This is a genomic window from Duganella caerulea, assembly GCF_040362985.1.
GTDB classification, from domain to species: domain Bacteria; phylum Pseudomonadota; class Gammaproteobacteria; order Burkholderiales; family Burkholderiaceae_D; genus Rugamonas; species Rugamonas vulcania.
Genome location: NZ_BPWJ01000017.1, coordinates 60,289 through 81,705, shown reverse-complemented (window position 1 = coordinate 81,705; position 21,417 = coordinate 60,289). Strand labels below are relative to the sequence as shown.

Annotated in this window: 17 protein-coding genes; 10 read left to right on the top strand and 7 right to left on the bottom strand. The window is 66.2% G+C overall.

Annotation, left to right across the window (positions count from 1 at the left end; translation table 11 throughout):
- Nucleotides 1-255: 255 nt before the first annotated feature.
- The 6 genes from ACUJB0_RS30375 to ACUJB0_RS30350 are packed head-to-tail and all read right to left on the bottom strand — an operon-like array spanning nt 256 to nt 10,300.
- Complete coding sequence (locus tag ACUJB0_RS30375; protein ID WP_444848523.1) at nt 256-1,008, bottom strand: DUF2135 domain-containing protein; 753 nt, start codon at nt 1,006-1,008, stop codon at nt 256-258.
- 2 nt (nt 1,009-1,010) lie between these two features.
- Complete coding sequence (locus tag ACUJB0_RS30370) at nt 1,011-1,808, bottom strand: YfaP family protein (RefSeq protein ID WP_444848522.1); 798 nt, start codon at nt 1,806-1,808, stop codon at nt 1,011-1,013.
- The gene (locus ACUJB0_RS30365; protein ID WP_444848521.1) at nt 1,805-3,529 is read right to left on the bottom strand and encodes a DUF2300 domain-containing protein; all 1,725 of its coding nucleotides are present in this window, start codon (nt 3,527-3,529) and stop codon (nt 1,805-1,807) included. The genes ACUJB0_RS30370 and ACUJB0_RS30365 overlap by 4 nt, the downstream gene beginning before the upstream one ends.
- Nucleotides 3,526-8,058, bottom strand: a complete 4,533-nt coding sequence (locus ACUJB0_RS30360; RefSeq protein WP_444848520.1) for an alpha-2-macroglobulin family protein — start codon at nt 8,056-8,058, stop codon at nt 3,526-3,528. The genes ACUJB0_RS30365 and ACUJB0_RS30360 overlap by 4 nt, the downstream gene beginning before the upstream one ends.
- Nucleotides 8,055-8,735, bottom strand: coding sequence for a DUF1175 family protein (locus ACUJB0_RS30355; protein ID WP_444848519.1), 681 nt, complete (start codon nt 8,733-8,735; stop codon nt 8,055-8,057). The genes ACUJB0_RS30360 and ACUJB0_RS30355 overlap by 4 nt, the downstream gene beginning before the upstream one ends.
- Nucleotides 8,714-10,300: a DUF2138 family protein gene (locus ACUJB0_RS30350; RefSeq protein ID WP_444848518.1), complete on the bottom strand. Its 1,587-nt coding sequence runs from the start codon at nt 10,298-10,300 to the stop codon at nt 8,714-8,716. The genes ACUJB0_RS30355 and ACUJB0_RS30350 overlap by 22 nt, the downstream gene beginning before the upstream one ends.
- A gap of 117 nt (nt 10,301-10,417) precedes the next feature.
- Here ACUJB0_RS30350 and ACUJB0_RS30345 point away from each other — a divergent pair, with 117 nt between their 5' ends.
- The 9 genes from ACUJB0_RS30345 (at nt 10,418) to ACUJB0_RS30305 (ending at nt 18,893) form a co-directional block, all read left to right on the top strand.
- Complete coding sequence (locus ACUJB0_RS30345; protein WP_444848517.1) at nt 10,418-11,890, top strand: B12-binding domain-containing radical SAM protein; 1,473 nt, start codon at nt 10,418-10,420, stop codon at nt 11,888-11,890.
- Between the two features lie 66 nt (nt 11,891-11,956).
- Entirely contained in the window at nt 11,957-13,084 is a 1,128-nt protein-coding gene (locus tag ACUJB0_RS30340; RefSeq protein ID WP_161092849.1) for an MlaE family ABC transporter permease, read from the top strand.
- Nucleotides 13,084-13,941, top strand: a complete 858-nt coding sequence (locus ACUJB0_RS30335) for an ABC transporter ATP-binding protein (RefSeq protein ID WP_444848516.1) — start codon at nt 13,084-13,086, stop codon at nt 13,939-13,941. The genes ACUJB0_RS30340 and ACUJB0_RS30335 overlap by 1 nt, the downstream gene beginning before the upstream one ends.
- Entirely contained in the window at nt 13,941-14,879 is a 939-nt protein-coding gene (locus ACUJB0_RS30330; protein WP_444848515.1) for an MlaD family protein, read from the top strand. Before ACUJB0_RS30335 ends, ACUJB0_RS30330 begins: the two co-directional genes overlap by 1 nt.
- Before the next feature lie 11 nt (nt 14,880-14,890).
- On the top strand, nt 14,891-15,505 hold the full coding sequence (locus ACUJB0_RS30325; protein ID WP_444848514.1) for an ABC-type transport auxiliary lipoprotein family protein: 615 nt from the start codon (nt 14,891-14,893) through the stop codon (nt 15,503-15,505).
- Nucleotides 15,502-16,659, top strand: coding sequence for a VanZ family protein (locus ACUJB0_RS30320; protein WP_444848513.1), 1,158 nt, complete (start codon nt 15,502-15,504; stop codon nt 16,657-16,659). Before ACUJB0_RS30325 ends, ACUJB0_RS30320 begins: the two co-directional genes overlap by 4 nt.
- Nucleotides 16,660-16,710: 51 nt before the next feature.
- Nucleotides 16,711-17,028, top strand: coding sequence for a (2Fe-2S) ferredoxin domain-containing protein (locus ACUJB0_RS30315; protein ID WP_161086930.1), 318 nt, complete (start codon nt 16,711-16,713; stop codon nt 17,026-17,028).
- A 5-nt stretch (nt 17,029-17,033) separates the two neighbouring features.
- Entirely contained in the window at nt 17,034-17,699 is a 666-nt protein-coding gene (locus tag ACUJB0_RS30310; RefSeq protein ID WP_444848512.1) for an alpha/beta hydrolase, read from the top strand.
- Nucleotides 17,700-17,747: 48 nt separating this feature from the next.
- Nucleotides 17,748-18,893 carry a D-alanyl-D-alanine carboxypeptidase family protein gene (locus ACUJB0_RS30305; protein WP_161086932.1) on the top strand — a complete coding sequence of 382 codons (1,146 nt, stop codon included), beginning with the start codon at nt 17,748-17,750 and terminating at the stop codon, nt 18,891-18,893.
- Between the two features lie 95 nt (nt 18,894-18,988).
- Here ACUJB0_RS30305 and ACUJB0_RS30300 read toward each other — a convergent pair whose 3' ends face one another.
- Nucleotides 18,989-20,323 carry an EAL and HDOD domain-containing protein gene (locus ACUJB0_RS30300; RefSeq protein ID WP_444848511.1) on the bottom strand — a complete coding sequence of 445 codons (1,335 nt, stop codon included), beginning with the start codon at nt 20,321-20,323 and terminating at the stop codon, nt 18,989-18,991.
- Between the two features lie 167 nt (nt 20,324-20,490).
- Between ACUJB0_RS30300 and ACUJB0_RS30295 the strand changes: the two genes are divergently transcribed.
- Entirely contained in the window at nt 20,491-21,417 is a 927-nt protein-coding gene (locus tag ACUJB0_RS30295; RefSeq protein WP_444848510.1) for an aldo/keto reductase, read from the top strand.

Genomic DNA, 21,417 nt, shown 5'->3' with positions numbered 1-21,417 from the left:
AAGTATCAGCAGAACTAGTCTGCTGTGCACTTTCATCAAACGTCCACACTTATCGACTGTTAATTTTTAAAGAACTTTATTCGGTACTGCGTTTGCTGCGAAGCGTTGTGTCCGTCAGCGAAGAAGAAAGAGTATGAAGCGTTTAGACCGTTTCGTCAACCCCTTCTTTTTCTCCTCACATCACTCAGCAACATGTGCTGTGTTCTGCGAGGGGGCGAACTATAGCAAAGCGAGTACGGGTTCCGCAAGGGCTTTTTACGGGAACACGAATGATTTCACCAGCGTCAGTTCGCCAGCTGCGCGCATTGGCACTTGATAGGTTTGCAGTCTTTCACGCGGCGTGCCTTCATTGGTGATGATGGAGATACGCGCGACGGTTAGCGTGGACGTGTCCGCGCCGCTGCCGAAGTAATTTACGTAGACGTGATAATTACCCTTCTGCGGCGAAGCGCTGGAAAAGATCTCCGGCCCGTAGCCGGTCGTCACGTCCACATCCAGGGCCGAGCCGTCCTGTAATACGCGATTGCCGTACCAGGCGTGGCCGCCGTCTGGCGTCACCACATGAAGATCGAGATCGGTGCCGGCGCTATCCCAGGACAGCACCACCCGCAAGCGCGCCTGGGTCTTCCCTTGGTAGCTGTCGACAAATTGCGCGCGGGCGCGGCTCTTGCCGTCCGGCGCGCGCACCTCCACACTATTGGAGCCGCTGCCGAAACCATACGGCCGTCCGTACGTGCCATCCTCCGCCACTTCCAGCGGCATCGCCACGCCATTGACCACCAGCGTGGCCGGCTTGCCTTTGGGCGCGCCGGCGATACGGCCGCGTATCTGCGCCGTTTCGCTCTGTCCCGGCTGCAGACTGACGGAGGCCGCGGGGTAATGCACCGGCTGCGTATAGTCCTCGCGCGCGCCGGCGGAATTACGCCAGCCGCCCTTGGGCGAATCAATGGTGACCTGGGCCTGCGCCCAAATCGGTAATAACATTAACAATAACCAGCGCAGATTCATGCTCAGTACCTGAAGGTTTTGACGAGGGTAAGCTCGCCGATGCCGCGCAAGGGCACGACAAACGATTCGCGCCGCTCGCGCGGGGTGTTCTCATTGAAGACCAGCGTGATGCGGCTGGTGATGACGGGCCGCTGCCGCGTGTTCTCGTCGAAGTGATAGCCGTCGGCGCCGAAGTTACCCCAGTAGTTAATCCATACCTGGTACAAGCCATGCATCGGCGACGTCATCACGAAGTTCTCAGGGCCCGGTCCGTCGACGGTGTCGGCATCCAGGCCGCCGCCGTTGCTCAGCGCCGGCTGTCCAAAGAACGCGTGCTGGCCGTCCGGCGTAATCACGTGCAGGTCGACTTCCGCCTGGCTGTCGTCCCACGCGGCGATGATGCGTATCATCGGCTGCGGCTTGCTGCGGTCCGCTTCATAGAACTGCACGCGCTTGACCGCTTTGCCGTCCGGCGAGCGGATCTCCACGCTGTTGGAACCGGAGCCGAACGAATACGCGCGGGCGTAGCGCCCATCCTCGTCCGTGTACAAAGGCGTCGGATTACCATTGACCACCAGCTTATGGAAAGCCCTGCCTTTGCCCACTTTATCAAGTTGGCCCTGGATCATGCGCCGTCCACGTTGTGCACCACGGTCCACCAGCGCGTAGGGATAGTTGACCGCCAGCTCCTCCGAACGGTCGGTCAGGCCGGCGCGGTTCCAGCCGCCTATCGGTGAGGTCATGCTTTTGTCCTGCGCGTGCGCCAGCTGGCATGCCAACAGCAGCGCGGCGGCGTTGAGCAATCGGATGCGGGGAATCACAGCGTCTCCAGGTTAAGGTCGACCAGCCGGCGCGCCAAGCGCTCGACATAGTCTTCATCCTGGCCGCGCGGGTGACGGCGCAAGCCAAGATGCAGGTATTCATGGGCCAGCGTGATGCGGTCTTCGCGCGTGGTCAGCGGGCGCATGAAGATGCGGTTGCGCGACTGCTCCGAGTACGGCGCGCCAGAGGCCAACGCGCAGACCAATGGCGGCTGCGCCGGCGCCTCATAACCAGCCTCGCCCAACAGCACGCGCTGCCAGCGTGGCAGGGCGCGTGCCAGCCACTCCTCGTTCTGCCCCAGACGCTTGCAGCGCACGCCGGCGTTGCCAGCGGTGCTCAGCGCACCGCCGGGATAGGCCGCCGCCAGCAATTCATCGTAAAGCTTGCCCTGCTTCGCCTGCCGGACCGCATCGGTCCACACCAGCGTGCCATCGGATGCCTGGTCACGGTGATATCGCACCGGCACGCCGTCGACGATCAACTGGTCGGTCCAGCGCGCGATGGCCAGCGCCGCCGGCGTGGCGGGGCTGGGACTGACGCGCTGCGTCGCGCTGCTGTCGGCGATCTGCTGGCAGCCGGCCACGCTCTGCGCGTTCTGCCGCAGATAACTGCGCGCGGCGATGGCCAGCGCCTTGGCCGCTTCCGGCTCGTCGGCGCTGGCTTCGCGGTCGATCACCCGCGCCACGTATTCATTGACGCCGAAGCGGCCGCGCAATTGCGGACGGCCGTCGCCACCGGTCTGCAGCATCATCTCGCCCGCGCTGCGCAAGGCCAGGCTCTTGCCATTTTCGAAGCGCACCTGGAAACGGCCATTGAGCGGCCCCGCCGCAGCCGGACCATCCGCACCGCGCACGCTGCTGATCGGATAACGCTTGAAGTAATCGACGACAACGCAACCGCTGTCCTCGGCCGCCTGCACCGGAGGCAGATTGGCGGCCAGTCGCGGCGCCCACTGCTGCAGCACATTGCTGCTGCCGCCGGCACCGCCGAACCACACCGGCGTGCCGTCGGCCAGCCAGCCCGCCGCGCCGCCGAGGCGTTCGCGCTCCTTGCCCGCTTGCGTGGGCTTATGCCAGGAATAGGTCTTCACCCGCAGCTGACTACCGAACCAACGCGCGGTGCCTGCGCCTCGGCCATCCAGCACCACGCGCAGCAGCGCCGCCTCGGCATCGGCACGGCTGGCGGCCGGTATGCTGGACAGTGCGCGCAGCAGGCTGTCGAGCCGCACCAGCCGTTCCGGTGTCAACTGCGCGGGATCGGCCAGCCATGCGAGTTCGCCGGAGGGCGCGGCGCCAAGACGGCGCGTCCAATAATCCCGCCACGACGCCGGCGCGATCATCAACCGGCGCGGCGAAAAGAACGGGCCGCATGACTGGGCCAGCGCCGCATCCCGGCTTACGCTCTGCCCCGCCTCGCAGCAATAGACTTCTTCAGGATCGCGCCCACCGCAACGATAGTCCGGCATCGGCACATGGCCGTCGTCCGCATAGATATAGACGAACAGCTTCCACAAGCTGGCCAGCGGCACCTGGCGGCGGCCGTCGAACGGCTGCGGCGCCGGGCCGCCCTGGCGCAATTGCAGCACCTCGGCTTTCCCGTCGCGCCACCAGGCCACATCCAGCGACGCCGCCCGCGACGACACGGCCAGCGGCTGCACGGCCAGCATGGCCAATACAGCCGCAGGACGCAGCACGCGGGAAAGCGCCGATTTGCGCATCATTCCACCTTCAACGCGCGCATGGTCTTGCCGCCGCCTTCCAGCGCCTTCTGCTCCGGCTGATACATGCGGTGGAAACGAGTCGGCGGCAGCACGTAGCTACCCTTTTGCGCAAAACGCAGCAGGTGGCGCACCGTCACGGCCTCCTCCAGCGGATCGATCGGCACCGCGTAACCATCACGGCGCTCGGCGTGACGCGCGCGCTCCAGCGGCGTCGGTTTTTCGCCCGCCATCACCATGCCCCAGGTGCTTGACTCGACCATCGCGCCAGGCGGCAGCGCCACCTCCAGCAAGCCAAAGCGGTGCTTGGAGCCGGGTGCAGGTTTCAGCGTGATCTCATCCAGATAGAGTTCGGCGGTGCTGAGCGCCTCGCCCGGCTTGACCAGCTCCGTGGTGTAGCCGTCCTTACCCTGCTTCATGCGCAGGATGCGGCGTTCGACGGTGACCGGCAAGGTGGATGCTTCCGCTGCGCGGCTGTCGTACTGCACCACGGCCACCGTGCCCGCAGGCGCGGCGCCCGATGCCGCAGCCAACTTGAGCTGCTCCGGCAGGGCCTTGGCGTCGTTCCAGCGCCAGACCGGCTGGCCGCTGCGGCTCTCCTGTTTTTGCCACGGGCCGTCCAACGCCAGCGCCGGCGCCTTGCCGAACGACGCGCCGCCCAGTTTTTTCTGCACCCACAACAGCGTCATCGAGCGGTCCAGCGTCGGCATGTCCGCGCGAACGCTGGCCAATACCGCATCGGCCTGCGACGGTGGGACTTCGCCGGCCAGCATCAGCAAGGCCTGCGCCACCGGCGCCTTCGACGAGCGCAACACGCTCCACGCGGCGACGACCTGCTGCTGCAGCGCCGGCGGCAACGCCACGCCATTCTGGCTTGCGACCACCGACGTCAAGCCAACCGCCATCGCCTGCGCTTCGCGGTCATCGCCGGCGCCGAGCAGCAGGCTGCTGGTGTCGCCGCCCGCGTGCGGCTTGCCGGCCAGCGTGACGGTGGCCATGTCGTCGACCAGGCCCGAGGCCAGGGTCTTGGTGGGCAGGCCGATATCGCGGGCCATCCACAACACCAGCGCGCGGTCGATCGGCGCATCCTTCAGTCCCTGTTCACTGTACACGGTCAGCAGGCTATTCCAGTGCTCGGGCGGCAGCTCGATGCGCAATGCGCGCGACGCGTACCAGTCCGCGTAATAGGCGTAGCCGGTCATCAGCGCGCTGCCCGCAGTGGCGTTGCCCCACCAGCCGAAGACCGCGTTGGGCCCGGCCATCGCCACCAGCCGCAGGCGCTGCGCGGTGAGCGTGGCCTGCAGGCGTTCGCGCAGCTGCGTGGCGTCCGGCGGCATGCTTTGCAGCGCCAGCGTCAACGGAATCAAGCGGCTCGCGGTCTGTTCCACGCAACCGTATGGGTACTCGATCAGGTCATCGGCGATGCGCGCGAAGTGGCTGGCCGCGCCCTGCGCGAACGAGACGCGGATATTGCGCGCATCGGCCGGCAGCTTGAACGCGGTCTCGGCGCCGGTCAGCGGCAACGTCAGCGTGCGGGGGCTGAGCCAAGCCGCAGGCAGGGTTTGCATTGTGGTGTCCAGCGCGTCCACCAGTTTGCCGTCCTGCTTGAGCTCCAGGCGCAAGGCGCCGGAAACCGCCGCCAGCGGGAACTCGACGTAATTGACGCCGGGCTTTGCGCTCAGCTTCTCGGTCTTCGGCTGCGTGCCGCCGGACAGGATCACCTCCAGCGTCTGCGCGGCGCTGGTCTGGTTGAACACCGCCACCGTGGCGCGCGGCGCGTCGCCGGCGCGCATCCAGTCGGGCGCGGTCCACTTGGCGTAGAAGTTCTTGTCCGAGCGCAGATAGCCGGTGCGCTGGCCCACGCGTCCTTGCGCATCCATCGCGCGGCCGGTGATGCGCCAGCGGGTCAGCGCGTCCGGCATGGTGAAGCTGACGCGCGCATTGCCGTCCGCATCGGTCTTCAGCGACGGTGCCCAGTATGCCGTGTCGATGTTGTCGCGGCGCGGCCGCTCCAGCACCTTGACGCCGCGCTCATTGTAGTTGTGGCGCGCGGGCGCACCGCCGCTGCGGCCCTGCGCCATGTCGTAGCTGATGAACGACAGGCTGGCCGTGGTGCGCACGTTGTTGCGGCGCGGGTGGTAGAAGAAGTCGCCGATCTCCGGCGCAATCTCCGGCTGCAGCACGTAGATCATCTCATCGACCACGCCCAGCGCCACCATGGTGCTCAGCGGCTTGCCGTCCAGCGTGGCCTTGACGTCCAGCGTCACCTTCTCGCCGGGCTGGTAGACCTCCTTGTCGGTCTTGAACTGCAGCGCGATGCGCGGCTCGATCACCTGCAGGCCGGCGTTCTCGAACACGAAATCGCCATTGCGTGTGTAGGCCACCGAGAAGGTCATGTTGGGGCCATGCTCCTCCTTCACCGGTATCCGCACGCGCCACTGCTTCGGTCCCACGCGCTGCGCCTTGTACCAGTCGGCGCTGCCGGCCATCAGGCCATATTGTTCAACCTTGTCGCGCTCCAGCGTGAGCAGCGCCTGGTCCACCTTGTCGGAGAAGGTGATCAGCGCCTCGGCCGTCTCGCCCGGACGATAGCGCGCGCGGTCCAGCACAATCTCGATGCTGCCCGGCGTGGCCTGCACGCCGTCGCCGCTGACCCAGTGGCTGGCCGCCGCCAGCAGGTTGCCGCGCTCGTCGCGCAACGACAGCTGGTAGGAACCGGAATCCGGGAAGGTCACGTCCCATCCCTTGGCGGCGGGATCGAAGGCGCCGGACGTCTTGGTCTGCCGCTCCAGCTGCACCATCTCCCAGCGCACCGGACGCGCCGAACCCTGGCCGTCTGCCAGCAGGTCGAAATGCACCTTCTGCCCCGGATCGGAGAACTGGCGCGACGGCTTCAAGGTGTAGGTGGTGCTGGAACGCTCGATCATCAGCTCGCGCGTGACCTTTACGCGGTAGGCCGCGCCGTCGGTGGCCAGCACGGTCAGGATGTAGCGCGAAGGATCGGCGGCCGGCGGCAGCGAGAAGTCCACATTGCCGCTGCTGTCGCTGACCACTTCCTCGGTCTTGAGCGACACCGGGAACAAGCCGCTGTAACGCAGCTCGCCGTCCACCATGCTGTTTTGCTGGCTGCGCAGCGACAGCGTCATCGATGCGTTCTTTACCGGCTTGCCGTCCGGGTAGCGCAGCGAGATGCTGCCCTTGACCGCCTCGCCGGTCTTGAACTCCGGCTTGGACGGCTGGATATTGATCTCGAAGTGAGGCTTGATATATTCGGCCACGCGGAAGGCCGCGCCGTAGACGCCGTCCTTGTAGGTGAAGCGCAGCTCGTAGCCGCCGGCGGTGGCCTGCTCCGGCAGGCGGAAGCGGGTGTCGGCGCCGGTATCGCCGGACAGCTGCAGCGTTTGCGTCAGCAGCGGCGTGCCGTTCGGATCGAACACGGTCAGGCCGATAGGCGCCGCGGCAGCAGCCTGCGAGGCGCGCGCCGACATGAACTCCCGTCCCATGAACTTGACATTGACCTCGTCGCCGGGCCGGTACAGCGGCCGGTCGGTGACGGCATACAGCTTGGTGTTATAGATCTCGCTGTCGTAGTAGAAGTTCTCGGACACGAACACGCCGCCGGCGCGGTCCTCGCCCAGCACATAGGTATGCTCAGGGCTGCCGCGCTCCATCGACGCCACGCCGTCGGCGCCGGTGGTGGCCGATTGCAGCACGCCGGTGCCGTCGGTCCAGGCCACATTGGCGCCGGCGACGGCGGCGCTGTTGTCGCGCCGCGCGGCCCACACCAGCATCTGGCCGGACGACACCTTGGTCACGGCCATCGTATCCGACACAAACACCAATGTCGTGGCGCGGTGCTGGCCGATGATGGCTTCAACCAGGTACAGGCCCGGTTTGCGTTTGCCGAGCGGGATCATCACATTGCCGGCGCCGGGGACAACGAAGTCGCTGCTCGATCCGTCGAGCTTCACGCCCTTGGGCGGCGCGATCGGCGCGGCCTGCCAGATCGGATAGCGGAAGCTGTCGACCAGCTCCATGCCCTTGATCGGTTTGTACTGCGGATTATTGACGAACACCGTCGGCCGGCGGATCGCGTCGTTGGTGGCCAACTTGGGATGCTCGCTGGTCACCGACAGGCGCGCCTCGGCCGAGAACAGCTTGCGCCAGAAGAGGCGCGACTGCTTCCACCAGCTGTCCCACAAGAAGCTCAGCGTGTTGGCCAGGCCCTCGCCCTGGAAATTGCCCTCCACCTGGATGCGGTGCAGGTTGGGCTGCTTCTTCAGGAAGGCCATCGGCTCGGGCACGCGGTACAACACGATGTCGGCGCCAGAATAGGCCTCGAGATTCATGCGGCCCATGTCGCGCCCCGGCACCTCAAGGCGCACGCGCGCCTCGTCGGTGCTGCCATACGTGGCGTCGGACAGCAGGAAGAACGGCTCGCCCTTGAACGGCGTGTAATAGCTCGGCTCCGGCTGCGCCACGGCGCTTCCGATCAGGAACAGGGACAGCACACTGGCGAGCAGCAGCTTCATGAAAGAAATGACAGCCGGAATACACCGGCGAAATTGGGATTGTTGGACGCAGGTTGCCACCGCGTGTCCTTCCAGGTCGTGAGTTGTTTGATATCGACGGTCCGCAGACCATTGTCGTCGGGGGTAACGGTGCCGGTGTGGTAGGCGATGCTCGCCCCCATCCAGACCATCAGGTGTTGTTCGTCGCCCTGGTCGAAGAACAGCAGGTCGCCGGGCATGGCCTGGCTGATTTCGCGCGCGACGAAGCGGCTGTTGTGCTGCACCAGCGCCAGCGCGGTGACGAAGTGGCCGACCGTGCCGCCGGTCTGCACCCAGCGGTTGCGCAGCGCGGCCTGGCTGGCGTCGAGCTCCAGTTCGGGCGGCAGGCGGCGGTCGCTGGCGATGCCGTTGGCGCGCAGCCAGCGCGCGTCGTGCACGGCCAACGCCTCGTTGACGGCGAAGCGCACCAGGCCCGCGCAGTCGCGGTGGGTCCAGCGCGGCGACGGTCCGCGTTCGATCTGCGCCGTGATGATACGCAGCATCCACGCCTGGAAGGCGCGGCTCTGCGCCTGCGACAGCCGCGTGGTCGCCTCCTCGCCCTGGCGCAAGGCCCAGGCAGGGGACGCGGCCGCCGCGCCGGCGCAGGCCAGCCAGCGCAACGCGGAACGCCGTTGCATCATCGCTGGACCGCTTGCCATTCCAGCGTTTCCCATGCGGTGCCGCTGGCCGGCAGGCGCTTGAGCACCATGCGGTACGGCGGATACTTCTTCAGCGCGGCCAGGCGCGGCGCCAGATGCTCATTGGCCGCGGCACGCAGCACCGGCTCATGAGCGGCCGGCAGCGTGTCGTAGGCTTCGCGCTCGATCAGCTGCGCCAGCGAGGCCGGCGCGATCAGGCCCACCGTATGGCCGGCGTCCGGCAACAGGTCGGAGGCGGCGGGCGCCTGCTTGCGTCGCACCGCCAGCACCTGGTCCACCAGCTTGCCGTCGGCGGAGAAGACCACCGTGTCGCCAGCCACCGCCAGCGCCGGCTTGGCCTCGCCCATCGCGGTCGCCACGGTGCGCTCCCAGCGCGTGACGCCTTTCGCTTCGGTCTTGCGCACCGCGTCCTTGCCGCCGATGGCCACCGTGAACAGGCTGCCGTACAGCGCCTCACCGCCCGCTTTCGCCTGGCGCGTGGCCACGAACACCGGCGTGTGCAAACGCGATCCGCCGTACCAGCACGCGGCGGCCGGGCCTTGCAGTTGGGTTGCCAGCGGCAGCACCGGTTCCGAGGTCTTGCCGCTCATTTGCTTGAGCATGGGCTGCAGCGCGTCCCAGTCCACCGGCACGCTGAAGCAGGCGCTCGGATCGTTCGGCAGCACCGGCCACAAGGCGGCGTTGTCGTAGCCGCCCTTGTGCAGCTTGTCCGCGTTGACCAGCACCTCGGAGCGCCAGGCGCCCTTGCTGAAATCGAAGCGCAGCGCCTCCAGCGCGCCGAAGAAGGGCTGGTAGCCGAAGGACAGGAAGTCCGCCTTGACGGCGATGCTGTGGCCATCGGGCGCCGCCTGGTCCAGATGGAACTGCGGATGGAAGATGTTCTGCTTGGACTGGTCCGACGCCAGCAGGCTGGCGACTGTTTTACCGGCCGCGCTGTCGGCGCTCTTGCCCTGCGCGCCGCCATACATCATGCCGGGATGCGACAGGATCACCAGCCGCTGACCGTGCGCGGCGAACAGCATGGTGCGATTGTAGGCGTAGTTGAGCGCATACACCGGCACCTTGTCGCCATCGACACGCAGCTCGCCGGCCACGCTCATTTGCGTGTCCTTGAGCGCGACCTTGCCCGCCTCCTCCAGCAAGCGTGTCAGCTGGTTGCGCGAAACGGCGATGGCGAAGTGCTTGAGCGAGCCGTCGGCGTCGCGCCACAGGGCCACTTCCGCCGGCTGGTCCAGCACCATGCGCAGCAGCTGGTCGCCCCAGCCCAGTTCATGTTCGTAGGCGATGCGCCGCAGGCTGCCCTTGAGGCCCAGCCGGTCCTCGCTTTGCTCGTAATAGAACAGGAACTCCTCGCGCAGCACGTCGCGCGCCAGCGGCACCGTCAGCAGGTCGCGCGGCAGCGACGACAGGCTCTTGGTCATCACCAGCGCGTCCGGCCGGGACAAATCCAGCTTCAGGCTATTGACGTCCCCCATGAGATTCCAGCCCAGGAGCCGGTAAGCAGCTACCGCGGCCAGCACCACCGCGCCTCCGGCGAGCGATCCGACCAGTATTTTTTTATTCATGGGCGACGATTGCCAAGTTAGTAATAAGTTATAAATAATAACATGCCAACTCGGCAACCGAGAGCGCGCATGGCACGAAAGCGTAAAATAGCGGTTTCGCCGATCCGAACACCCGTCATGTCCATCCTGCTCACCACCCTCAACGCCCGCTACACCCACGCCTCGCTGGGCCTGCGCTATCTTCTGGCGAACATGGGCGAGCTGCAGGAACAGACACGCCTGCAGGAATTCGTCATCGGCGCCAAGACCACCGAAATCGTCGAACGCATCCTGGCGCACGCGCCGAAGATCGTCGGCTTCGGCATCTACATCTGGAACGTCGAGGAGACCACCAAGGTCGTCGCCATGCTCAAACGCGTGGCGCCGCATGTGACGGTGGTGCTGGGCGGGCCGGAGGTGTCCTACGAATCGAACGAGCAGGAAATCGTCAAGCTGGCCGACTACCTGATCACCGGCTGGGGCGACGTCACCTTCCCCAAGCTGTGCGGCGAGATCCTCAACGGCCCCAAGCCGCTGATGAAGATCCACGCCGGCGTGCAGCCGCCGATGGCCGAGATCAAGCTGCCCTACTCGCTCTACACCGACGACGACATCAAGAACCGCACCATCTACGTGGAAGCCTCGCGTGGCTGCCCGTTCAAGTGCGAGTTCTGCCTGTCTGCCCTGGACAAGACGGCGTGGCCGTTCGCGCTCGACCACTTCCTGGCGGAGATGGAGGCGCTGCATGCGCGCGGCGCGCGGCTGTTCAAGTTCGTCGACCGCACCTTCAACCTGAATATCAAGACCAGCCTGAAGATCATGCAGTTCTTCCTCGATAAGCTGGAGGCGAATCCGGACGATCCGGTCTACGCCCACTTCGAGCTGGTGCCGGACCACCTGCCGGACGCACTGAAAGAGGGCATCAGCAAATTCCCGCACGGCGCGCTGCAGTTCGAGATCGGCATCCAGAGCTTCAACCCGGCGGTGCAGACGCTGGTCAGCCGCAAGCAGGACAACCAGAAGGCCGCCGACAACATCCGCTGGCTGACCGACCACTCCAACGCCCACATGCACGTGGACCTGATCGCCGGCCTGCCCGGCGAGACGGTGGAGAGCTTCGCCGAAGGCTTCAACAAGCTGTGGGCCTTGAATCCGCACGAGATCCAGTTCGGCATCCTGAAGCGGCTGCGCGGCACGCCCATCATCCGCCACACGCAGGAATACGGCCTGGTGTTCGAGCCCTACGCACCCTACACCATCCTGGCCAACCGCGACATCGACTTCCCGACCATGCAGCGCCTGGTGCGCTTTGCGCGCTACTGGGACCTGGTGGCCAACTCCGGCCGCTTCGGCCACACGCTGCCGGTGCTGCTGGGCGACGATGCCTTCGGCCGTTTCATGGCCTTCTCGGACTGGCTGTACGCGAACACCGACGCCACCCACCGCATCGCGCTGGAGCGCCTGGTGGCGATGGTAGCCAAATACCTGCACAGCCAGGGCATGGACAAGGAGGCCGCCGAGGCGCTGCTGGCCAGCGATTATGCCGGCGCCAAGCCCAAAGCCGTAGAGACGCCGGCGCCCAAACGCCAGGCCCGCCGGCTGGCCGCGTGAGCGGGGCCGCCGGCTCCCACACAAGCACAGGTGGCGGCCGGGGCCAAACTCCCTTAAACTGACGCAATGCCTATCGCCAAAGAGCCCACTCTCACTCTCAATCCCGGTGCCGCCAAGGGGCCTTCGGTCGCCGCCGGCGGCACCTGGCAAGTGCACGCTCTGGCCCAGGGCAAGACCATGGCCACCATCACGGCGATGATCAAGACCCTCAAGGCCGACGGCGTCAAATGGGACCTGACGGCGATCGACAGCATGGACCACATCGGCGCCCAGCTGCTGTGGAACGCCTGGGGCAAAACCCGCCCGGCCGACCTGCAACTGGCGCCCGGCCAGGAAGAATTCTTCAACCGCCTCGAATCGACCGGCAAGCTCGAACTGCCGGCGGCCCGCCCGCAGCGCCTGACGTGGGTGATGAAGCTCGGCTTCGCGATGCTGCTGTTCTTCGAGCACCTGATCGCCCTCACCTCGCTGATCGGCCAGGTGGTGCAGGAACTGTGGCGCTTCGCGCGCGCGCCGATGCGCGGACCGTGGAAGGAAATCTCCGCGAACATCTTCCACGCCGGCTTCCAGGCGCTGGGCATCACGGCGCTGGTCGGATTTTTGATCGGCGTGGTGTTCTCCTACCTGTCGGCGCAGCAGCTGCGCAACTTCGGCGGCGACATCTTCCTGGTCAACCTGCTCGGCATGAGCATCATCCGCGAACTGGGGCCGCTGCTGGCGGCGATCCTGGTGGCCGGCCGCTCCGGTTCCTCCATCACCGCGCAACTGGGCGTGATGCGCGTGACCGAGGAGCTGGACGCCATGCTGGTGATGGGCATCTCGCACGGCTTCCGCCTGATCATGCCCAAGGTGCTGGCCCTGGCCGTCGCCATGCCGCTGCTGGTGATCTGGACCGACACTATCGCGCTGTTGGGCGGCATGGTGTCGGCCAAGGTGGAGCTGAACCTGTCGCCGCAATACTTCATCCTCAAGCTGCCGGACGCGGTGCCGCTGGCGAACTATATGATCGGCCTGGGCAAAGGCACGGTGTTCGGCATCCTGATCGCGCTGGTGTCCTGCCACTTCGGCCTGCGCATCAAGCCGAACACGGAGAGCCTGGGGCGAGGCACCACCACCTCGGTGGTCACGGCGATCACCGCTGTGATCCTGGCCGACGCCGTGTTCGCGATCGTCTTCAGCGGCGTGGGGTTCTGATGGCCAATCAAGCACTCGTCCCCGAAAAAGTCTGCGGCCCCGGCACCGGCGAACTGACGCTGGACGGCAGCGTGCCTATCGTCGAGATCACCGGCCTGTGGACCAAATACGGCCGCACCGTCGTGCACCAGGACTTGAACCTGGAAATCGAACAGGGCGAGATCCTGTCCATCGTCGGCGGTTCCGGCACCGGCAAGACCACGCTGCTGCGCCAGATGCTCGGGCTGGAGACGCCGGCGCGCGGCTGCGTGCGCGTGTTCGGCGAGGACATCAGCGAGATCGGTTCCGACCAGCTGCAGCAGCTGCGCAACCACTGGGGCATGCTGTTCCAGCAGGGTGCCCTGTATTCGGCGCTGACGGTGTTCGAGAACATCGCCCAGCCGATGCGCGAACTGGGCACGCTGCCCGAGGACCTGGTGCGCGACGCCGTGCTGCTGAAGATGAACATGGTCGGCATGGGCCCCGAGCAGGCCAACAAGATGCCGTCCGACCTGTCCGGCGGCATGGTCAAGCGCGTGGCGCTGGCGCGCGCGCTGGCGCTCGAACCCAAGCTGCTGTTCCTCGACGAGCCGACCGCCGGCCTCGATCCCGACCTGTCCGAAGCCTTCGTCTCGCTGATCAAATCACTGCACCGCGAGCTGGGGCTGACGGTGGTGATGGTCACCCACGATCTCGATACGCTGTTCGCCCTGTCGACCCGCATCGCCGTGCTGGCCGAAAAACATGTGATCGCGCTTGGTCCCCTGCGCGACCTGCTGACCATCGACCACCCGTTCATCAAGGAGTTCTTCCTCGGCGACCGTGGCCGCCGCGCGCTGGAAGCGCTGGACGAAAAAACCAATACGGAGCACCACTGATGGAAAACCGATCCCACGCACTCACCACCGGCTTCTTCACGATCACGCTGCTGATCGCGGCCATCCTGTTCGGCCTGTGGTTCAACCGCGACCGCGTGCAGCGCGCGCCCTACGTGATCGCCACCGCGCAATCGGTGCCGGGCCTGAACCCGCAGGCGCCGGTGCGCTATCGCGGCCTGGAGGTGGGCAAGGTTGGCAGCATCGCCTTCGATCCCAAGGTGGCCGGCCAGATCCTCGTCACCCTCAACATCAACACCGACGCGCCGATCACCAAGACCACCTTCGCCACGCTGGGCTACCAGGGCGTGACCGGCATCGCCTTTATCCAGCTCGACGACGACAAGGTCGGCTCGCCGCTGCTGGCCACCAACAGCGACAACCCGGCCCGCATCCCGCTGCGTCCCGGCTTCTTCGACCAGCTGGAAAAGCGCGGCAAGGAGATCCTGACGCAATCCGAGGAAGTGACGCGCAAGCTCAATACGCTGCTCAGCCCCGAGAACCAGAAGACCATCCTCGCCGCCTTCTCCGATGTCAGCGCCACCGCCAACGCCTACCGCGAGCTGCCGACCAAGCTGGAGCCGACCATCGCCAAGCTGCCGGCGCTGGCCGAACAAACGCAGCACACGCTGAACTCCTTCAACACGCTGGCCAGCGATTCGGACCGGCTGGTGAAAAACCTGCAGGCGCCGGACGGCCCGATCGCCCGCATCGCCGCCACGGCCGACCGCATCGGCGGCTCGGTGGAGGCGGTGGCCGGCGGCATAGAACTCGACACGCTGCCGCAAGTGAACTCGCTGTCCGACGACACCAAGGCCTCGATGCGCGCGCTGCGCAAGACCATGAACAAGATTAACGACCGTCCGCAAAGCCTGATCTTCGGTTCGCCCGGCACGCCGCCCGGCCCCGGCGAAGAAGGCTTTTCCGCCTCGTCCAAATAAGGATCAATGAGATGACTTCCGCCATCCGCAACGCCATCGCCATCGCCGCCGTCGCCGCCCTGCTGGGCGCCTGCGCCAGCAAGGGCCAGCCGACCGCGCAATACGATTTCGGCCCGCTGCAGCAAGCGCCCGCCTCCGCGCAAGTGCCGGCCACCATCGGCGCCCTGATCGTGGCCGACATCGCCGGCCCCAATGCGCTCGACACGGAGCGCATGCAATACCGCCTGCTGTACTCGGACGCGCGCCAGTCGCGCCCCTACGCCTACAACCAGTGGACCGCCACGCCGTTCCAGCTGATGACCCAGCGCATGAAGGCGCGCATCGCGCAGGCCGGCGTCAAGGTGCTGTCGACCACCGACGCCGCCGCCAGCCCGACCGTGCTGCGCATGGAGGTCAACGACTTCGCGCAGAACTTCGACAGCGCCACCAGCAGCACCGGCGTGGTCGACCTGCGCGCCTCGCTGTTCCGCAACCACAAGCTGGTGGACCAGAAGACCTTCACCCGCAGCAGCCCGGCCCCGAGCCCGGACGCCGCCGGCGGCGCCCAGGCGCTGGCGGCAGCCACCGACGCCGTCACCGCCGACGTGCTGGCCTGGCTGGCGACCCTGCCGCTACAAAAGGAATGACAGACAACACGCCAGCCGCGCCGGCGCCACCGCCGGCCGAGGCACCGGCCAGCAAGCCGTCGCCGTTCACGCGGGCGGCGCTGCTGGCCTACGTGCTGCTGATCGTCTACGCCAGCTGGTTCCCGTTCTCGGGCTGGCACAACCAGGGATTGTCGCCGCTGATCTTCCTGGAAAACACCAGCATGCCGCGCTACTGGACCAAGTTCGACGCCATCATCAACGTGGTCGGCTACATGCCGCTGGGGACGCTGATCGTCTACTCGCTGTACCCGCGCTTCAAGGGCCTGGCCGCGTGGCTGATGGCCGCCATCGGCGGCTTGCTGCTGTCCGGCCTGATGGAAGGCGTGCAGACCTACCTGCCGAGCCGCGTCTCGTCCAACCTGGACTTCTACACCAACGCCGCCGGCTGCGCGCTGGGCGCGGTGGTCGGCGTGCTGACCGTGCGCCGCCTGCTGGACCAGAGCCAGCTGCAGCGGCTGCGCCAGGCCTGGTTCGCGCCGCACGCCAGCCAGGGCCTGGTGCTGCTGGCGCTGTGGCCGCTGGCGCAGATGTATCCGCAAAGCTTCCTGTTCGGCCTGGGGCAGCTGCTGCCCATCCTGTCGGAATGGCTGTCGCAGCTGCTCGACACCGAGATCGACCTGGCCAGCTATGTCCGTCCGGATACGATCCTGACGGTGGAACAATACTGGCTGTCGGAAACCATCATCACCGCCTGCGGCATGGTGGGCGCGGCGCTAACGCTGCTGTGCCTGCTGCGCAAGCCGGCCCCGCGCGGGCTGCTGGTGGGTGCCATGATCGCCGCCGCCATCGTCGTCAAGGCGCTGGCGACGGCGCTGCTGTTCTCGCCTGAGAACGCCTTCGTCTGGGTCACGCCGGGCGCCGAGGGCGGCTTCCTGATCGGCGCCATCATGCTGGCCGGCCTGGCCTTCGCTCCCCACGTGGCGCAGCGGCGGCTGGCGGTGGCGACTTTGCTGTTGAGCCTGGTGATCGTCAACACCACGCCGGCCAACCCGTATTTCGTCGCCACCTTGCAGACCTGGGTGCAGGGCAAGTTCCTCAACTTCAACGGCGCGGCGCAGTTCCTGACCTTGCTGTGGCCCTTCTTCGCGGTATGGTTCCTGTGGCTGCCTTCTCACAAGCTCAATAAGCCGTGACTAAGCCTTAGCGGGTATCATAGCGCCTATAATTTTCCCCGAGGTACAGCGATGAGCGATACTCCCTACTATAAACACCACGTCTTCTTCTGCATGAACAAGCGTGATGACGGCCGCAACAGCTGCGGCGACCACGGCGCGGAGACCGCGCAGAAGCACGCCAAGAAGCGCTGCAAGGAACTCAACATCAACGGCCAGGGCCAGGTCCGCATCAACCAGGCGGGCTGCCTGGACCGTTGCGAAGAAGGCCCGGTGCTGGTGGTCTATCCGGAAGGCACCTGGTACACCTACGTCGACACCAGCGACATCGATGAAATCATCGACACCCATCTGGTGCAGGGCAAGGTTGTCGACCGTCTCAAAATCTGATGAACATGAACAAGAACGAAAAATTCACCCTGGCCGGCGGCGCCGGCCAAATGGAAGGCATCCTCGACTATCCGAAGAGCATCCCGCGCGGCATCGCGCTGGTGGCCCATCCGCATCCGCTGTACGGCGGCACCATGGACAACAAGGTCGCCGTCACGCTGGCGCGCACCTTCGTCAACCTGGGCTACGTGGTGGCGCGCATCAACTTCCGCGGCGTCGGCGCCTCGGAGGGCGTGCATGACCACGGCCACGGCGAGACCGACGACATGGCCCTGCTGCACGCGTGGATGACGGCCAAGTACCCGGGCCTGCCGGTGGCGTTGTCGGGCTTCTCGTTCGGCACCTTCGTGCAGTCGCAGCTGGCGCAGCGCCTGGCCGCAGCCGGCACGCCGGCCGAGCGCCTGGTGCTGGTCGGCAGCGCGGCCAAGAAGTGGGAGATGGCGCCGGTGCCTGCCGACACCATCCTGATCCACGGCGAAAACGACGACACCATCCCGCTGCTCGACGTGCTGGACTGGCTGCGTCCGCAGGACATTCCGGTCATCGTGATCCCCGGCGCCGACCACTTCTTCCACCGCAAGCTGCAGCACATCAAGGGCTGGGTCACGCAGCTGTGGCACCGCACGACCGACGTTGCCGAGACGGAAACGGACACCGCAACAGCGGATTAAACCCCTATAATTCCCACGCCTTCAACTTTTCACCGAATAAAGCATCCCATGAAAAAATTTATCGCGGCACTGGCCACCAGTGTGATGTTGATGTCCGCCGCCGTCGCGCAAACCCTGCCGCCGCCGACCATCGCCGCCAAGTCCTGGCTGTTGCTGGACGCCACCAGCGGCCAGATCATCGCCTCGCAGGATCCGAACGCCCGCATCGAGCCGGCCTCGCTGACCAAGATCATGACGGCTTACGTCACCTTCGGCGCGCTGCGCGACAAGAAAATTGACCTGAAACAGATGGTCAACGTCTCCACCAAGGCCTGGAAGGTCGATTCGAGCAGCTCCAAGATGTTCATCGACCCGGCCACGCCGGTCAGCATCAACGACCTGCTGTACGGCCTGATGGTCCAGTCGGGCAACGACGCGGCCGTGGCGCTGGCCGAAGCGGTCGCCGGCGACGAGTCCGCCTTCGTGGTGATGATGAACAAGGAAGCCCAGCGCATGGGCCTGACCAACACCCACTTCGCCAACCCGCACGGCCTGCCGAGCCCGGAGAACTACTCGACCGCGCAGGACTTGTCGGTGCTGGCCAAGCGCGTGATCCTGGACTACCCGGAGTTCTACAAGATCGACTCGGTCAAGAGCTTCACCTACAACAAGATCACCCAGCCGAACCGTAACCGCCTGCTGTGGCTGGACCCGACCGTGGACGGCATGAAGACCGGCCACACCGAGGCGGCCGGCTATTGCATGATCGCGTCGGCGCACCGTCCGAACGGCGCCGGCGAGCGCCGCCTGGTGTCGGTGGTGCTGGGCACCACGTCCGACCAGTCGCGCACGCAGGAAAGCCAGAAGCTGCTGAACTGGGGCTTCCAGAACTTCGACACGGTCAAGCTGTACTCCAAGGGCCAGGCCATCGCCACGCCGGAGATCTGGAAGGGTTCGAAGAGCGCGGTCAAGATCGGCTTCGCCAACGACGTGCTGGTGACGGTGCCGAAGGGTGTTGCCGCCAAGATGAAGCCGCTGCTGGAGCGCAAGGATCCGCTGGTCGCGCCGCTGGCCGAGAACAGCCGCGTCGGTTCGCTGAAGATGATGGTGGATGGCAAGCCGCTGCTGGAACTGCCGGTGGTGGCGCTGGAAACCGTCGACCAGGCATCGATCTTCGGCCGCGCCTGGGATTCGATCCGCCTCTGGCTCAAATAAACCCTGGGGGTCAAGTCTGGCATCCGGACACGGGCTGTACCGTTGCGCTCGCTACGGCAGAGCTCGTGTCCGAATGTCAGACTTGACCCCAGTTGTTACTCATCATCAGCGTGGGTGTGCTGCAGCGATTCCTGCGCCCACTTGAAGGCCGCCTGGCCGACCGTGGCCAGCCCCTCCACATCCAGCCCCAGCTTTTCAGCGATCTCCAGCGCCCGCTGGACCTTGTCGCGTTCCAGCAGCATCACCATCATCAGGTAGGGCCCGTAGGGACCGTCGCTGCTCAGCAGCACGTCGCGGATGTCGTCCGACAGGTGCATCTTGTCGACCAGGTTGGCCATCGGCACGCCCAGCAGCACGTCGAACAGCGACAGCAAGCCCACCAGGAACAATTCGTCGCGCTTGGCCTGCGGCAGCTTGCTGCAGGTTTCCATGAAGCGCGCGCGGGTCAGCGCCACTTCCAGCAGCGATTCGTCGCGCGCCGCGTTGGCGCCGCCGCCCAGCCGGAACATCGACACCGTCAAGCCCCGGTACAGCTGGTTGCGGCCCAAGACCATGAAGGCTTGCTGCAGGCTGGTCACCTTGGTGGTCTGGCCGTTGCTGGGCGCGTTGGCCCATTGCAGCACCTGGTAGGTCATGCCGGGATCGCGCTTGGCCACCTCGATCATGGCCGGCAGCTCGGCGTCGCTGCGCAGCAGGTTGAGCAGCTCGATCGAGGTCATGCGGCTCTGGTCGATCTTGGCGTCCGGGTCCACCTTGTCGCTGGTGGTCAGGAAGTGCCCCATGAAGTAATTGCAGCCCCACGACAGGCACATGCGCTGCTCATCCCAGGTTTCGACACCGTCCACCGCCAGCTTCATGTCGGGATAGCGCATGCGCAACTGCTTGATCAGGGACTGGAAATCGGCCAGCGTGTGCTCGCCCAGCGACAGCATGGCGACGTCGCACAGCGCCAGCAGCGGTGCGTCGGCCGGGTCCAGGCTGATGCCGCGCAGCGCCAGCTTGCAGCCGGTCTGGCGCAGCGCCGTCATGCGGCCGGCGATCTGGTCCACCGGCAGGCCGGCGGCCTGGCTGCGGTCCAGCAGGAATACGGTGTGCGGCGCGACCAGCGGCAGGTGGCGGTTGAACACCACCGCGTCCATGCTCACCTGCACCAGCGCGATGCGGCTCTGCGCGAATTGCGGCAGGCGCGCGGCCACCAGGGTCTCGATCTGCACCGGTTCGGGCAGCGGCGCGCGGTTGCCGCCGAAGGGCACGGAAAAACGGTAGCCGCACAAGCGGTGGCGCTCGTCGACAATTTCCGAGCGCACCACGATGGCCTCGGGATCGCCCTCGTGCGCCGGTGCGGCCACGGGCGCGGCCGCCTTGGCGGGCGCGGCGGCCGGCTCCGGAGCGGCCTCCGGCTTGGATTTCAGAAACGATAAGAAGCCCACTTGCTCACCCTCCATCACCGTCTGTCTGAGTCGATCATACAACGAAAATCCAGGCGAAAAGCACTTGCCACAGAAAAATTCATTTCCAGTCGAACACGCTGCGGCATGCCTATCCTGCAAGCTTGTCGCTATAATCCCTGCCACCCTTCCCCACTGAAAGCGCGCCCATGAGCCCCACCCCGCCGACCGACCTGACCTGTCCCGCCGTCGCCACCAGCCGGGGCGGACCGGCCCTGTCGCGCATCGTGGCCGGCATGTGGCGCATGAACGAATGGCAGATGACGCCGCAGCAGCGCGTGAGCTTTATCGAGCAGTGCCTGGCCATGGGCGTGAGCAGCTTCGACCATGCCGACATCTACGGCGGCTATGGCGTCGAGGCGCTGTTCGGCGAGGCGCTGGCGCTGCAGCCGTCGCTGCGCGCGCGCATGCAGCTGGTGAGCAAGTGCGGCATCAAGCTGGTGACCGCGGCGCGGCCGGCGCACACCATCCAGCACTATGACACCAGCGCCAGCCACATCATCGCCTCGGCCGAGCACTCGCTGCGCCAGCTGCGCACCGACCACCTGGACCTGCTGCTGATCCACCGCCCCGATCCGCTGATGGATTTCGACGAGATCGCCGGCGCGTTCGAGCGCCTGCGCGCGGACGGCAAGGTGAAGCATTTCGGCGTGTCCAATTTCAGCCGCCACCAGTTCGAGTGCCTGCACCGCCGCATTCCGCTGGCGACCAACCAGGTGGAATGCTCGCCGCTGCACGTGGCGCCGATGTTCGATGAAACCTTCGACGGCCTCCAGGACCTGGGCGTGGCGCCGATGATCTGGTCGGCGCTGGCGGGCGGCCGCCTGTTCAGCCGCGACGACGCCGACGGCGCCCGCGTGCGCACGGCGATCCAGCAGGTGGCCGACGCGCTGGGACGCCCGTTCGGCAGCGTGGTGTATGCGTGGATCATGCAGCTGCCGAGCAGGCCGCTGCCGTTGACCGGCTCGGGCCGCATCGAGGCGGTGGCCGAGGCGGTGCAGGCCACCCAGTTCAGCCTGAGCCGCGAGCAGTGGTTCGCCATCCTGCGCGCCGCGCGCGGCCACGAGGTGGCGTAG

Bases quoted from the DNA above. Each gene is read 5' to 3' on its own strand.
- ACUJB0_RS30375 (WP_444848523.1), bottom strand. From the start codon at position 1,008: ATGAATCTGCGCTGGTTATTGTTAATGTTATTACCGATTTGGGCGCAG.
- ACUJB0_RS30365 (WP_444848521.1), bottom strand. From the start codon at position 3,529: ATGATGCGCAAATCGGCGCTTTCCCGCGTGCTGCGTCCTGCGGCTGTA.
- ACUJB0_RS30360 (WP_444848520.1), bottom strand. From the start codon at position 8,058: ATGAAGCTGCTGCTCGCCAGTGTGCTGTCCCTGTTCCTGATCGGAAGC.
- ACUJB0_RS30355 (WP_444848519.1), bottom strand. From the start codon at position 8,735: ATGGCAAGCGGTCCAGCGATGATGCAACGGCGTTCCGCGTTGCGCTGG.
- ACUJB0_RS30350 (WP_444848518.1), bottom strand. From the start codon at position 10,300: ATGAATAAAAAAATACTGGTCGGATCGCTCGCCGGAGGCGCGGTGGTG.
- ACUJB0_RS30345 (WP_444848517.1), top strand. From the start codon at position 10,418: ATGTCCATCCTGCTCACCACCCTCAACGCCCGCTACACCCACGCCTCG.
- ACUJB0_RS30340 (WP_161092849.1), top strand. From the start codon at position 11,957: ATGCCTATCGCCAAAGAGCCCACTCTCACTCTCAATCCCGGTGCCGCC.
- ACUJB0_RS30335 (WP_444848516.1), top strand. From the start codon at position 13,084: ATGGCCAATCAAGCACTCGTCCCCGAAAAAGTCTGCGGCCCCGGCACC.
- ACUJB0_RS30330 (WP_444848515.1), top strand. From the start codon at position 13,941: ATGGAAAACCGATCCCACGCACTCACCACCGGCTTCTTCACGATCACG.
- ACUJB0_RS30325 (WP_444848514.1), top strand. From the start codon at position 14,891: ATGACTTCCGCCATCCGCAACGCCATCGCCATCGCCGCCGTCGCCGCC.
- ACUJB0_RS30320 (WP_444848513.1), top strand. From the start codon at position 15,502: ATGACAGACAACACGCCAGCCGCGCCGGCGCCACCGCCGGCCGAGGCA.
- ACUJB0_RS30315 (WP_161086930.1), top strand. From the start codon at position 16,711: ATGAGCGATACTCCCTACTATAAACACCACGTCTTCTTCTGCATGAAC.
- ACUJB0_RS30310 (WP_444848512.1), top strand. From the start codon at position 17,034: ATGAACAAGAACGAAAAATTCACCCTGGCCGGCGGCGCCGGCCAAATG.
- ACUJB0_RS30305 (WP_161086932.1), top strand. From the start codon at position 17,748: ATGAAAAAATTTATCGCGGCACTGGCCACCAGTGTGATGTTGATGTCC.
- ACUJB0_RS30295 (WP_444848510.1), top strand. From the start codon at position 20,491: ATGAGCCCCACCCCGCCGACCGACCTGACCTGTCCCGCCGTCGCCACC.